Raw genomic sequence first — 13,581 nt, forward strand, 5'->3', positions numbered from 1 at the left:
GATGACCGAGGTGATCTCCGTGGAGATCGTCCGGGCGCCGAACGCGGAGCAGGTCGAGACCGTCGTGTCCGACCTGCTCCGCGACGCGGTCCCCAGCAGGCTCGCCGCAGGGGACGCCACGCTGTGGGGTCCCGAGGCCGAGCCCGAGGCGTCGATCCGACTCGCCTGGACGAAGCTGCACGAGACGTCCCGCCCGCTGCTGGCCGAGATCGCCGCGCTGCGCGCGGAGCTGCTGGCCGAGGGCGTCAACCGGGTGGTCCTCGCGGGCATGGGCGGTTCCTCGCTCGCGCCCGAGGTGATCACCGGCACCGCCGGGGTCCCCCTGGTGGTGCTGGACACCACCGACCCCGACCAGGTGGTCGAGGCGCTGGTGGAGAGCCCCGAGCACTCGGTGCTCGTGGTGTCGTCCAAGTCCGGCGGCACGGTGGAGACCGACAGCCACCGGCGGATCTTCGAGGACGCGTTCGCGGCTGCGGGCGTCGACCCGAAGTCGCGCATCGTCGTGGTGACCGACCCCGGCTCGCCGCTGCAGAAGGCGTCCGAGGAGGCCGGGTACCGCAAGGTGTTCCTGGCCGACCCGAACGTCGGCGGTCGCTACTCGGCGCTCACCGCGTTCGGCCTGGTCCCGTCGGGCCTGGCGGGCGTGGACGTGGAGAAGCTGCTCGACGAGGCCGCCGCCGCCGCGCCGCTGGTGTTCGCCGACTCGGCGGACAACCCGGCCGTGCGGCTGGCCGCCGTGCTGGGCGTGGCGCACGCGCACGGCGCGGAGAAGGTCGTCCTCGCCGACACCGGCTCCGGCATCTCCGGCCTGGGCGACTGGGCCGAGCAGCTGGTGGCCGAGTCCACCGGCAAGAACAGCACCGGCCTGCTGCCCGTCGTGGTGGAGGGTCCCGGCGCGCCCGGTTTCGTGGACGCGGGCTCCGACGCCACGACCGTCGCGATCGGCCCGGCCACCGGGTCCTCCGCGCTCGCGGTCGAGGGCTCCCTGGGCGCCCAGTTCCTGCTGTGGGAGGTCGCCACCGCGCTGGTGGGCCGGGTGCTCGGGATAAACCCGTTCGACCAGCCCGACGTGGAGGCGGCGAAGAAGGCGGCGCGCTCGCTGCTGGACGCCCCGGCGTCCGAGCCCGCGACGCCCGCGTTCACCGACGGCCCGGTCGAGGTGCACGTCTCCGGCGGCGACTGGCTGCCGAAGGGCGTCAAGACGGTCGCCGAGGCGATCCGCGCGCTGGTCGCGGCGGCCCCCGACAAGGGCTACCTGTCGGTGCAGGCCTACCTGGACCGGGTGAACGACGCGTCGTTCGCGCTCAGCCGCGCCGAGCTGGCCAAGCGCACGCACCTGCAGACCACCTTCGGCTGGGGCCCGCGCTTCCTGCACTCGACCGGCCAGTACCACAAGGGCGGTCACCAGAACGGCGTGTTCCTCCAGCTCACCGGCCACACCGACCAGGAGCTGGCCGTCCCCGGCCGCCCCTACGACCTGGCGACGCTCCAGCTGGCGCAGGCACTCGGCGACGGGCAGGTGCTCGCCGAGCACGGCCGCCCGGTGCTGCGGCTGCACCTGACCGACCGGGTCGCCGGGCTCGCCCAGTTCGTGGAGGCCATCCAGGAGGACGGCTCGTGACCACCGCCGAGCAGCGCAACCCGCTGCGCGACCCCAGGGACAAGCGGCTGCCCCGCATCGCGGGCCCCAGCGGCCTGGTGATCTTCGGCGTGACGGGCGACCTGTCGCGCAAGAAGCTCATGCCCGCCATCTACGACCTGGCCAACCGCGGCCTGCTGCCGCCGGGCTTCGCGCTCGTCGGGTTCGCCCGCCGCGATTGGGAGGACCAGGACTTCATGCAGGTCGTCCACGACGCGGTCAAGGAGCACGCGCGCACGCCGTTCCGGCAGGCCGTGTGGGACCAGCTCGCCGAGGGCATCCGCTTCGTGCAGGGCAGCTTCGACGACGACGCCGCGTTCGACGCGCTCGCCGAGACGATCAAGTCGCTCGACGAGGAGCGCGGCACGGGCGGCAACCACGCGTTCTACCTGTCGGTGCCGCCGAGCGCGTTCACCACCGTGGTGAACCAGCTCAAGCGCGCCGGTCTGGCCTCGCCCCCCGGCGACAACCCGACCCAGTGGCGCCGCGTGGTGATCGAGAAGCCGTTCGGGCACGACCTGGCCAGCGCGAAGCAGCTGAACGGGATCGTGAACGACGTCTTCCCCGAGGAGTCGGTGTTCCGCATCGACCACTACCTCGGCAAGGAGACGGTCCAGAACATCCTGGCGCTGCGCTTCGCGAACCAGCTGTACGAACCCATCTGGAACGCGAACTACGTCGACCACGTGCAGATCACCATGGCCGAGGACATCGGCCTCGGCGGTCGCGCGGGGTACTACGACGGGATCGGCGCGGCGCGCGACGTCATCCAGAACCACCTGCTCCAGCTGCTGGCGCTGACCGCGATGGAGGAGCCCGTCTCCTTCCGCCCCAGCGACCTGCGCGCGGAGAAGGTGAAGGTCCTGTCGGCCACCCGGCTGGTGGGCCCGTTCGACGAGACGACCTCGCGCGGCCAGTACACCGGCGGCTGGCAGGGCGGGCAGAAGGTACCCGGCCTGATCGAGGAGGGCGGCTTCTCCAAGGACTCCACCACGGAGACCTACGCCGCCATCACCGCCGAGGTGAACACCCGCCGCTGGGCGGGCGTGCCGTTCTACCTGCGCACCGGCAAGCGGCTGGGCCGCAGGGTCACCGAGGTGGCCGTGGTGTTCAAGCGGGCGCCGCACCTGCCGTTCGACGACACCGCGACCGAGGAGCTGGGGCAGAACGCCCTGGTGGTGCGGGTGCAGCCGGACGAGGGCGTGACCATCCGGTTCGGCTCCAAGGTGCCGGGCAACACGATGGAGGTCCGCGACGTCACGATGGACTTCGGCTACGGGCACGCGTTCACCGAGTCCTCGCCGGAGGCCTACGAGCGGCTGCTGCTGGACGTGCTGCTCGGCGAGCCGTCGCTGTTCCCGAAGAACGACGAGGTCGAGCTCTCCTGGGAGATCCTCGACCCGGTGATCGAGCACTGGGCGAGCACCGGCGAGCCGGAGAAGTACAAGGCAGGCACGTGGGGACCGCCGTCCGCTGACGAGATGCTGGCCCGCACCGGCAGGCACTGGAGGCGACCGTGATCATCGACCTGCCCTCGACGACCACGTCGCAGGTCAACTCGAAGCTCGTGCAGCTGCGCGAGGAGGGTGGCGCGGTCACCCTCGGCCGGGTGCTGACGCTGGTCATCGTGACCGACGACGGCAGCAAGACCGAGGAGGCCGTGGAGGCCGCGAACGACGCCAGCCGCGAGCACCCCTGCCGGGTGATCGTGGTGGCGCGCGGCGCCCGCCAGGCCGCCGCGCGGCTGGACGCGCAGATCCGGGTCGGCGGTGACGCGGGCGCCTCCGAGGTGATCGTGCTGCGGCTGTACGGGCCGCTCGCGTCCGAGGGCGCCTCGTGCGTGGTGCCGCTGCTGCTGCCGGACACCCCGGTGGTGGCGTGGTGGCCGAACGAGGCCCCGTCGTCGCCGTCGAAGGACCCGATCGGGCAGCTCGCGCAGCGCCGGATCACCGACTCGGCGGCCGAGAAGAACCCGATCAAGGCGCTGGAGCAGCGCCGGTCGTCCTACGCCCCCGGTGACACCGACCTGGCGTGGACGCGGCTGACGCTGTGGCGGGCGATGCTCGCCTCGGCGCTGGACCTGCCGCCGTTCGAGGCGATCACCGAGGCCGAGGTCAGCGGCGAGGCCGACTCGCCGTCGACCGACCTGCTCTCGGCGTGGCTCGCGGCGTACCTGAAGGTGCCGGTGAAGCGGGTCAAGGCCACCAAGGGCCAGGGCATCGTGGACGTGCGGCTGGACCGGCCCTCCGGGTCGGTGGAGCTGGTGCGGCCGGACGGCGCGGTCGGCACGCTGACCCAGCCGGGGCAGCCGCAGCGCCGGGTGGCGCTGCAGCGCCGGTCGGTGCGGGACTGCCTGGCCGAGGAGCTGCGCAGGCTCGACCCGGACGAGGTGTACGAGGCGGCGCTGCGGTCGCTGGCGAAGGTGGCGCGGAACAAGCCCGCCGCGAAGCCGGTGGCGCGCAAGGCCGACGCGGCCGCCCCCGTGGAGCCCGCCTCGGCCCCGGAGTCGGACGCGGTGGAGACCCTGGCCGAGCCGCTGGGCTCCGAGGGGGCCGACACGCCCGAGGCGGTCAAGCCGAAGGCCAAGGCCGCCAAGGCGCCGAAGTCGGCCGTGCGCGCGGCGAAGGCGGGCTCGTGAGCAAGCCAGAGGTGGTGGTGCACCGCGACGGCGACCTGCTGGCCGCCGCCGCGGCTGCCCGCCTGGTGACGAAGCTGGTGGACGCGCAGGCGGCGCGCGGGTCGGCGTCGGTCGTGCTGACCGGCGGGCGGACCGGCGTGGCGGTGCTGGAGCAGCTGCGCCGGGCGCCCGCGCGGGACGCGGTCGACTGGGGCGAGGTCGACCTGTACTGGGGCGACGAGCGGTTCCTGCCCGCCGGGCACGCCGAGCGCAACGAGACCCAGGCCAGGGCGGCGCTGCTGGACCACGTGCCGGTCGACCCGGCGCGGGTGCACGTGATGGAGCCGTCCGACGGCCGGTTCGGCGACGACCCGGAGGCTGCCGCCGCCGCTTACGCGGACGAGCTGGCGGCTGCGGCGCGGCCGGAGGACCACGGGTCGGTGCCGCAGTTCGACGTGTGCATGTTGGGCGTCGGCGAGGAGGGCCACGTGGCCTCGATCTTCCCCGACTCCCCCGCGGTGCACGAGCTGGAGCGGACGGTCGTGGCGGTGCGCAACTGCCCGAAGCCCCCGCCCACCAGGGTCAGCCTGACCCTGCCCGCGATCCGCCGCGCCCGCGAGGTGTGGCTGATGACGACGGGCGAGGGCAAGGCCGCCGCGGTGGCGATGGGCCTTGCCGGGGCGGGCGAGGTGCAGCTGCCCGCGGCGGGCGCCGTGGGGCAGCGGCGGACGCTGTGGCTGCTGGACTCGGCGGCGGCGGCGAAGGTGCCGGAGCTGTTCACCCCGCCGCTGGCGTGACGCGCGCGGTGCTGGTGGCCCACCGGAGCGCCACCAGCACCGGATCACCCCCTCCGCCCGACCGGGTCGGGTTCGGCGGGGTTCCCCGGAGGTCCGGGGTGTCGAGGGCGGCGGATCTCGTCGCCCTTGTTCTTGTGCCGGGTCCGGCGGGCGCCGCCGGGGTCCGTCGCGGCCTGTCGCCCCGCGTCCACACTGTGTGACCGCTGTGTGAACGCTGTGCGCCGCGAAATCGGCCCCGGACCGTCGACAAGCCGCTGACCAGCGTTTACCTTTTTGCTGTGGCGCCGTTCACCGGCGTCCGACGTTCGCGGTCGCAACTTCGTCGGGTTTGCCGCGTCCCGTCCGCGTGATCGCGCTGTCCCGATGGGTGATGAGCACATCGGGGGTGGAGGAGCGGGTCATGCCCAGTGCGACTGCGGTGCGGTTCGGCGATGGCGGGTTCGGTGCGGAGAGGTTCGGCGGCGAGGGGTTCGGCTCGGAGGGGTTCGGCGCCTGGGGCGCGCGGGCCGCTGCGGGGAGAGCGGGGGCCCTGCGGGGTTGGGGCGCGCGCGCCAGGGTCGGGCTGCTCGCCCGGTGGGCCGCGCTGCGGGCGCTGGTGGGGCCGCGCGGGCACCTGGTGCTGGACGTCGCGGCGGTGGCCGTGGCGGCGCTGGACGTGTGGTTGCGGGTGCTGCCCGAGGCCGAGGGGTACAGCAGGGTGCTGTCCGGGGTGGCGGTGCTGGCCGTGGTGTTCCGGCGGCGGTGCCCGTTCCTGGTGGTGCTGCTGACCATCCCCGGTTTCCTGTTCGGCTGGTCGCAGCTCGCCGCGATGATCGCGCTGGGCACGCTGGCCTGGCTGCGGCCCCGCTCGGCGCAGACGGCGGTCGGGGCGGGGCTGGTGTGGTTCTCCCGGTTCTTCCTGTGGCCGGTCGAGGAGTTCCTGGCGCTGCCGTGGACCGCGCACGTCCACGACGCGATCTACGGCGGGATCGTGGCCGGGATGCCGGTGGCGATCGGGCTGCTCGCGCACGTGCGGGCGGAGCTGTCGGCGCGGGTGCGGGAGCTGGCCGCCGGGCGCGAGCGGGAGCGGGCGCTGCACGCGCGCGCCGTGCGGGCCGACGAGCGGGCCAGGTTGGCGCGGGAGATGCACGACGTGGTGTCGCACCAGGTGAGCCTGATCGCGGTGCAGGCGGGGGCGCTGCGGGTGACCGTGCGCGACCCGGACGCCAAGCAGGTGGCGGGGAACATCCGGATGCTCAGCACCCGGACGTTGAACGAGCTGCGCGAGCTGGTGAGCGTGCTGCGCGCCGCCGACGAGCCCCCGCAGCCGGGCGTGGCCGACCTGCCGCAGCTGCTGCTGGGCACGGACGTGTCGCTGCGCGTGGACGGCCCGGTCCGCGACCTGCCTGCACCGGTGTCGGGGGCGGTGTACCGGACGGTGCAGGAGGCGCTGACGAACGTGCGCAAGCACGCGGAGGGCGCGTCGGCGGCGGTGGTCGTGGTGTCGGACGGGGAGCGCGTCAGCGCGGAGGTCCGCAACGGCGCGCCCCCGGACCGGGGCGGCGCGGGCCTGCCGAGCGGCTGCCACGGCCTGGTGGGGCTGCGGGAGCGGGCGGCGCTGCTGCGCGGCCGGTTCCACGCGGGGCCGACGGACGACGGCGGTTTTGTGGTGCGCGTGGACTTCCCGCTCGACGCGGGGTGCGGTGGGGCCGAGGCGGGGACCGGGGAGGCGGCGGCCGGGAGCGATCCGGTGGGCGCGGCGGGGCGGGGGTGACGGGGCGGGGGTGACGGCGGGGCGGAGGGGGACAGCAGGGCACGGCGGGCCCGCGGGGTGACGGGCCAAGGGTGACGGCGAGGCGCGCCGGGCTGGACGGGCGACGGGCGGGGTTCGGCAGGCGCGGCCTGACGGGCGCGGCCTGACGGGCGCGGCCTGACGGGCTGAGAAAGGCGCTACGGGAAACCCTTGGCGCGCAACGGGAAGCCGAAGCACGGCGGGCGCGGCGCGGCCGGTGCGGCGCGGTGGCGGCGAGCGCGGCCGGTGCGGCGTGGTGAGTGCGGGCGGCGAGCGCGGTTGGCGCGGTGTGTGCAGCGCGGTCGGTGTGTGCAGCGCGGTCGGCGTGTGCAGCGCGGTCGGCGTGTGCAGCGCGGTCGGCGTGTGCAGCGCGGTCGGCGTGGGCGGCGGGCGCGGTTGGCGCGGCCCGGCGTGTGCAGCGCGGCCCGGCGTGTGCAGCGCGGCCCGGCGTGTGTGTCGTGGTCGGGTGGGCGGGTGCGGCCGGGCAGGACCGGCCGCACCGCTCAGCGGCGCTTGCCCTGGTCGCCGACCGGGCGGATGCGCTGGGTCGCCTCGGCGGAGCCCGGCGTGGGGGCCTGCATCGGCGTGCCGACGGGCCGGATGCGCTGGGTGGCCTCCGAGTCCGCCGGGGAGGTGATCTCGGCGGGCGCGGTCTGCACGACCGGCTTGGCCTGCGCGACCTGGACGGCCTGGAACTTCGTGGTCGCCTGGTCACCGCCCTGGGCCGGGACCACCGGAGCGCCCGGACGACCGGGAGCCGCCTGGCCAACGGCCGCCTGGCCACCGCCCGCGTGCCCCTGCTGCCCCGACTGCCCCGCGACGCCGCCGGACGCGCCCCGACCGCCATCCGCTTGCGCCCCAGCGCTTTCCCCGCCCCCGGCGCCGACCGGCGCGATCGTGGTGGTCTCCCCCGCGCCACCCCGCCGCGCGCCCTGAGCGCCCCCCTGCGCCCCGTCGTCCTCCGCACCCCGCACCACTGCGGGAACCGGCCCCGAAGACCCGGCACCGTCCTCCTCAGCCCGAGCAACGGCCTGCTGCGACGGCGCCAGGTACCCCACGACCATCGCCGCCACCACGAGCCCCACGACCACCACCCCGGCCACGACCGGCTCCGGCGTCAGCACCCGCAGCACCGACGACCACACCACCGCCGCGAGCCCGGTGGCGATCCCGGCGGGCACGAACTGCAGCGCCCGGCGCGAGCGGCGGGGCGGCAGGACGCCCTTGACCACCGCCCACAGCGCCGCGGACCACGCCGCCACCGCCAGCACGAGCAGCACGAGCCCGGCGACGCCGTACACCGACAGCACCGACCCGCGCACGTCGGCGGTGCTGCCGCGCGAGGCGATCACCTCGCGCCGGTCGTCGAGCAGCTCCAACCGCACCGGCACCAACCCGGTCGCCTTGCCCTCGAGCCCCGCCATGTCCAGCACGAACGCGCGCGTCACGCTGGTGCGGCCGGGCACCTCGAACGGCACGGTGGTCTCGTAGGAGAAGAACTCCAGGCCGAAAGCGCCGCCCGACAACCGGATGACGCGGGCCTGCCTGGTCTCCGCCGATCCGTTGTGGACGGTCACCGTCACCTTGCGCGAGCCGGACGGGTCGAGGACGACCCGGTTGTCGCCGAACTGCTGCCCGTCGACGGACGCCGTCATCGTCGCGCTGTCGCCTTGGGCGAGGGCCGGTGCGCCCGCGAGGAACATCCCGCACAGGAGCAGTGGGACGACCCTGCCCATAATGCGTCTCACAAAGCACCTCGACGTTCAGGGGACTGGGAGAAATGCGAACGGCTGGAACACTATCCGTACTGGCTGTCCTCGCCTACGCCCTGTCCACCCTCGTGACCGCGCCGGTGGCGCTGGCGCAGGGCTCGCTCGGCATGTCGGTCAGCTCCGGCAAGCCGGGCACCGGGTTCAGCGTGCAGTGGACCGGGCTCCGGGTGACGTGCCACAACTACTCGGTGCAGGTCGTCTGGGACGGCGGAGTCGTCATCGGCAACGGCGGGGTCGGCTGGTCCGGCTCGGGGTCGACGTGGGCGGTCGTGCCGTCCACGGCGAAGCCGGGCAGGCACCAGGTGACCGCGCGGACGGTGTGCCCGAGCCCGAGCACCGCGTCGGGCTCCTTCACCGTGACCGGCGGCGAGACCTCGCAGCAGCAACCGCCGCCGCCGCAGGAGGAGGACGACCCGAAGCCGTCGCGGACGTCGGAGCAGGCGCCGCCCCCGGCGGCGCCGACCACCACCACGAGGCCGAGCGCCACGACCACCACGACGACGACCACGACCACCAGCACGACCACCGCCACGTCGGCCCCGTCCTCCTCGGCCTCCGAGCCGAGCAGCGCGGTCCCGCACGGCGACGGCGTGCTGGTGATCGACAAGGACGACGTGCAGCCGGGCGACCCGCTCAGCGCGACCGGCACCGGGTGCACGCCCGGAGCCTCGGTGACGCTGTCGTCGCTGGGCGAGCAGGTCGGGTCGACGACGGCGGACGACACGGGCAGGTTCAGCGCGCCCGTGGAGTTCCCGACCGCGCAGGCCGGTCGGCACGAGATCCGCGCGTACTGCGGGATCGTGCTGGTGGGCAGCGTGAACGTGGTGGTCAGCAGCTCGACGGGCGGCGTGCTGCCCGCGGTGCTGGGCGTGTCCGGGGTGGCGCTGGCCGGGGGTTTCGTGCTGCTGCGGCAGTTCCGGGGTTTCCGCCGGGTCCGCTCGGGCGCGTGACAGGGCGTTGAGGGTGAGTTGTGCCGGGAAAGCGAGAGGCCCCGTGGATCTCCACGGGGCCTCTCGCCGACGGTGCCTGCTAGCTAGGGCTCTTCGCGCTGCCTGCGCAGCTTGGTGAGCGCCTCTTCGAGGATCGCCTCGCCGTCCGCGTCGGAGCGGCGCTCCTTCACGTAGGCGAGGTGCGTCTTGTACGGCTCGTTGCGCGGGGGAGCAGGCGGCGCCTGCTCGTCCCGGCCTGCCGGAAGACCGCACCGCGGACAGTCCCACATCTCCGGGACGTCCGCTTCGACCGCGAACGACGGGCGCGACTCGTGCGCGTTGGCGCACCAGTACGACACCCGACGCCGGGGCGCGGACTCGCCGCGCTCCGACTCGCCCATCGGGCCTGCGCCGACGCGGGTACCGCGAATCGCGTTACCACCAGCCATCGACCCTCACACCCCCACCACGTGGATTTCCCGTGTCGCCGACCGGAGTTGTCAGGCGACCTTCTGAATCAAGCCGATGCCCACGATGGCGATCACCCAGATCGCGCCGACGAACAGCGTCAGGCGGTCCAGGTTCTTCTCCACCACGCTGGAGCCGGACAGGCTCGACTGCATACCGCCACCGAACAGCGAAGACAGACCGCCGCCCCGACCGCGGTGCAGCAGCACCAGCAGGATGAGCAGCAGGCTGGACACGATCAGGAGGATCTGCAGGAAAGTGTTCATCTCTTCCTCGCTGTCAGGCAGGTGACGCCACAGAGTACCCGGTCGACTGCCGACCGTGGACGACGCGGGTGGCCTGGGTGTTCAGGTCCTCGGTCAGGGTAGGGGACCGCCCGCGGCCAGCGCGCACAGCTTGCTGAACTCGTCGCCGTCCAGGCTCGCGCCGCCCACGAGGGCGCCGTCGACGTCCTTCTGGGCGATCAGCTCGCCGACGCTGCCGGACTTCACCGAGCCGCCGTAGAGCACCCGGACCTCGGACGCGACGTCCTCGCCGTACGCCTCGGCCAGCTTGACCCGCAGCGCCGAGCAGACCTCCTGCGCGTCGGCCGCGCTGGCGACCTTGCCGGTGCCGATGGCCCACACGGGCTCGTAGGCGATGACGACGCCGCGCACCTGCTCGGCGGTCAGGCCCTTGAGGCCGGCGACGAGCTGGTCGGTGCAGAAGGCGACGTGCTCGCCCCTCTCCCGCACGTCGACCTTCTCGCCGAGGCAGAAGATCGGGGTGATCCCGTGCTTGAGGGCCGCCTTGACCTTCTTGTTGACGGTCGCGTCGTCCTCGCCGTGGTAGTCGCGCCGCTCGGAGTGGCCCACGGTGACGTAGGAGCAGCCGAGCTTCGCGAGCATCACGCCCGAGATGTCGCCGGTGTAGGCGCCCGAGTCGTGCGGGGACAGGTCCTGCGCGCCGTACTTGAGCAGGAGCTTGTCGCCGTCGACGAGGGTCTGCACGCTGCGGATGTCGGTGAACGGCGGGAGCACCGCCACCTCGACCTTGGCGTAGTACTTCTCGGGCAGCGCGAAGGCGATCTTCTGCACCAGGGCGATGGCCTCCAGGTGGTTCAGATTCATCTTCCAGTTGCCCGCGATCAGCGGAGTGCGCGCCACGTCAGTCCTCCTCCAGCACGGAGACGCCGGGGAGCTCCTTGCCCTCCAGGTACTCCAGCGACGCGCCGCCGCCGGTGGAGATGTGCGAGAAGCCGTCCTCGGGCAGGCCGAGGGAGCGGACCGCGGCGGCGGAGTCGCCGCCGCCGACGACGGTGAACGCCTCGCTGGCGATCAGCGCCTCGGCCACCGCGCGGGTGCCGCCGGAGAACTTCTCGAACTCGAACACGCCCATGGGGCCGTTCCAGAACACGGTCTTCGCGTCGGCGAGCTTCGAGGCGAACAGCTCGCGGGAGGCGGGGCCGATGTCCAGGCACTCGCGGTCGGCCGGGATCTCGTCGAAGGCGACCACGGTGTGGTCGGCGTCGGCGGAGAAGCCGGTGGCGGCGAGGAAGTCGACGGGGAGCAGCAGCTCGACACCGCGCTTCTCCGCCTCGGCCAGGAAGCCCTTGACCTTCTCGATCTGGTCTTCCTGGAGCAGGGACTTGCCGACCTCGTGGCCCTGGGCCTTGAGGAAGGTGTAGGCCATGCCGCCGCCGACCAGGAGCCGGTCGACCTTGGTGAGCAGGTTCTCGATGACGCCGAGCTTGTCCGAGACCTTCGCGCCGCCGAGGACGACGACGTAGGGGCGCTGGGTGTCGTCGGTGAGCTTGCGCAGCACCTCGACCTCGGCCAGCACGAGCCCACCGGCGTAGTGCGGGAGCTTCTTGGCCACGTCGTAGACGGAGGCCTGCTTGCGGTGCACGACGCCGAAGCCGTCGGACACGAACGCGTCGGCCTTCGCGGCCAGCTCGTCCGCCAGCGCCTCGCGCTCGGCGGCGTCCTTGCTGGTCTCGCGGGCGTCGAAGCGGATGTTCTCCAGCAGGACCGCGGTGCCGTTGTCGGCGGCCGTCTCGGTCCCGATCTCCACGGTCTGGCCGAGGAGCTCGCCGAGCCGCACGGCGACCGGGGCGAGGGAGAACTTGGGGTCGGGCTCGCCCTTGGGGCGGCCCAGGTGCGCGGCCACGAGGACGCGGGCGCCCGCGTCGACGAGCGCCTTGATCGTGGGCACCGACGCGCGGACGCGGCCGTCGTCGGTGATCTTGCTGCCGTCGAGGGGGACGTTCAGGTCGGCGCGCACCAGGACGCGCCGACCCGACACACCCTCGGCGATGAGGTCGCCAAGAGTCTTCACTGTGCAGTCGTCCCCTTGCTCAGAGCTTGCTGGCGACCAGGTTGACGAGGTCCACGAGGCGGTTGGAGTAGCCCCACTCGTTGTCGTACCAGCCGACGACCTTGACCTGGTTGCCGATGACCTTGGTCAGCGGGGCGTCGTAGATGCAGGACGCCGGGTCGGTGACGATGTCGGCCGACACGATCGGGTCGGTGTTGTAGCGCAGGTAGCCCTTGAGGGAGCCCTCGGCGGCCTTCTGGAAGGCGGCGTTGACCTCGTCCACGGTGGTCTCGCGACCCACGGTGACGGTCAGGTCGGTGGCCGAGCCGGTGGGCACGGGCACGCGCAGCGCGTAGCCGTCCAGCTTGCCCTTGAGCTCGGGCAGGACCAGGCCGATGGCCTTGGCGGCGCCGGTGCTGGTGGGCACGATGTTCAGGGCGGCGGCGCGGGCGCGGCGCAGGTCCTTGTGCGGCGCGTCCTGCAGGTTCTGGTCCTGCGTGTACGCGTGGATCGTGGTCATGAGGCCACGCTCGATGGTGAACTCGTCGTGCAGCACCTTCGCCAGCGGGGCGAGGCAGTTGGTGGTGCAGGACGCGTTCGAGATGACGGTCTGGGTGCCGTCGTAGAGGCCCTCGTTGGCGCCGAACACGACGGTGAGGTCCTCGTTCTTGGCCGGGGCCGAGATGATGACCTTCTTGGCGCCGCCCTCGTCCACGTGCTTGCGGGCGGTGGTGGCGTCGGTGAAGAAGCCGGTGGACTCCACGACGACGTCGACGCCGAGGTCCTTCCAGGGCAGCTTGCCGGGGTCGCGCTCGGCGAGGGCCTTGATGGTCTTGCCGTCGACGACGATGCCCTCGTCGTTCACGCTGACCTCGGCGTCGAGGCGCCCGAGGATGGAGTCGTACTTCAGCAGGTGAGCCATCGTGTTGACGTCACCGAGGTCGTTGAAGGCCACGATCTCGATGTCGTGACCACTGGCCTGAACGGCGCGCCAGAAGTTGCGGCCGATGCGGCCGAAACCATTGACACCTACGCGAACCGTCACGGTGCGTCTCCTCGATCGTCGCTGGCGCCTCGGCGCCAGGGGGCGTGCGGTTGGGCCGCCTGCGGCAGCCATCGGCCAGCCTATCCCCAGTCCTGCGGCCCTGGCCTTATGGCCACCAGGATGTCTTTATCGAACAAGAAAATCCACTGTTACCCGCCAGTAATGACCATGTTCTCCGACAGGTCGTGACGAAGGTCCCGACCGCTCGGGGCAACACTGCCGAAACGCGGGCGAGACGGGTGGCCAGG

The 13,581-nt window shown here is 73.1% G+C and carries 12 protein-coding genes; 6 read left to right on the forward strand and 6 right to left on the reverse strand.

Features of this window, described 5'->3' with window-relative positions; all coding sequences use genetic code 11:
• Position 1 precedes the first annotated feature (1 nt).
• The 5 genes from CNX65_RS25805 to CNX65_RS25825 all read left to right on the forward strand — a co-directional run bounded on the left by CNX65_RS25805 (position 2) and on the right by CNX65_RS25825 (position 6,806).
• On the forward strand, positions 2-1,621 hold the full coding sequence (locus CNX65_RS25805) for a glucose-6-phosphate isomerase (protein WP_096496077.1): 1,620 nt from the start codon (positions 2-4) through the stop codon (positions 1,619-1,621).
• Positions 1,618-3,159: a glucose-6-phosphate dehydrogenase gene (gene zwf, locus CNX65_RS25810; protein WP_096496078.1), complete on the forward strand. Its 1,542-nt coding sequence runs from the start codon at positions 1,618-1,620 to the stop codon at positions 3,157-3,159. Before CNX65_RS25805 ends, zwf begins: the two co-directional genes overlap by 4 nt.
• Complete coding sequence (gene opcA, locus CNX65_RS25815; protein ID WP_096496079.1) at positions 3,156-4,277, forward strand: glucose-6-phosphate dehydrogenase assembly protein OpcA; 1,122 nt, start codon at positions 3,156-3,158, stop codon at positions 4,275-4,277. Before zwf ends, opcA begins: the two co-directional genes overlap by 4 nt.
• On the forward strand, positions 4,274-5,053 hold the full coding sequence (gene pgl / locus CNX65_RS25820) for a 6-phosphogluconolactonase (RefSeq protein ID WP_096496080.1): 780 nt from the start codon (positions 4,274-4,276) through the stop codon (positions 5,051-5,053). Before opcA ends, pgl begins: the two co-directional genes overlap by 4 nt.
• Positions 5,054-5,453: 400 nt before the next feature.
• On the forward strand, positions 5,454-6,806 hold the full coding sequence (locus tag CNX65_RS25825) for a sensor histidine kinase (RefSeq protein ID WP_096498007.1): 1,353 nt from the start codon (positions 5,454-5,456) through the stop codon (positions 6,804-6,806).
• A gap of 521 nt (positions 6,807-7,327) precedes the next feature.
• Here CNX65_RS25825 and CNX65_RS25830 read toward each other — a convergent pair.
• Positions 7,328-8,560 carry a hypothetical protein gene (locus CNX65_RS25830; protein WP_096496081.1) on the reverse strand — a complete coding sequence of 411 codons (1,233 nt, stop codon included), beginning with the start codon at positions 8,558-8,560 and terminating at the stop codon, positions 7,328-7,330.
• Between the two features lie 44 nt (positions 8,561-8,604).
• Here CNX65_RS25830 and CNX65_RS35755 point away from each other — a divergent pair, with 44 nt between their 5' ends.
• Entirely contained in the window at positions 8,605-9,546 is a 942-nt protein-coding gene (locus CNX65_RS35755; protein ID WP_157767861.1) for a hypothetical protein, read from the forward strand.
• Positions 9,547-9,629: 83 nt separating this feature from the next.
• Here the strand turns inward: CNX65_RS35755 and CNX65_RS25845 are convergent, their stop codons facing one another.
• From CNX65_RS25845 to gap, 5 genes are all read right to left on the reverse strand, one after another.
• On the reverse strand, positions 9,630-9,974 hold the full coding sequence (locus CNX65_RS25845) for an RNA polymerase-binding protein RbpA (RefSeq protein ID WP_041837022.1): 345 nt from the start codon (positions 9,972-9,974) through the stop codon (positions 9,630-9,632).
• Between the two features lie 51 nt (positions 9,975-10,025).
• Complete coding sequence (secG, locus tag CNX65_RS25850; protein WP_015803903.1) at positions 10,026-10,259, reverse strand: preprotein translocase subunit SecG; 234 nt, start codon at positions 10,257-10,259, stop codon at positions 10,026-10,028.
• Positions 10,260-10,352: 93 nt separating this feature from the next.
• Positions 10,353-11,138: a triose-phosphate isomerase gene (gene tpiA / locus CNX65_RS25855; RefSeq protein ID WP_096496083.1), complete on the reverse strand. Its 786-nt coding sequence runs from the start codon at positions 11,136-11,138 to the stop codon at positions 10,353-10,355.
• Between the two features lies 1 nt (position 11,139).
• Positions 11,140-12,309: a phosphoglycerate kinase gene (locus CNX65_RS25860; RefSeq protein ID WP_096496084.1), complete on the reverse strand. Its 1,170-nt coding sequence runs from the start codon at positions 12,307-12,309 to the stop codon at positions 11,140-11,142.
• A gap of 19 nt (positions 12,310-12,328) precedes the next feature.
• Positions 12,329-13,333: a type I glyceraldehyde-3-phosphate dehydrogenase gene (gap, locus tag CNX65_RS25865; protein WP_096496085.1), complete on the reverse strand. Its 1,005-nt coding sequence runs from the start codon at positions 13,331-13,333 to the stop codon at positions 12,329-12,331.
• Positions 13,334-13,581: the final 248 nt, after the last annotated feature.

It is taken from the genome of Actinosynnema pretiosum (assembly GCF_002354875.1).
GTDB lineage: Bacteria > Actinomycetota > Actinomycetes > Mycobacteriales > Pseudonocardiaceae > Actinosynnema > Actinosynnema auranticum.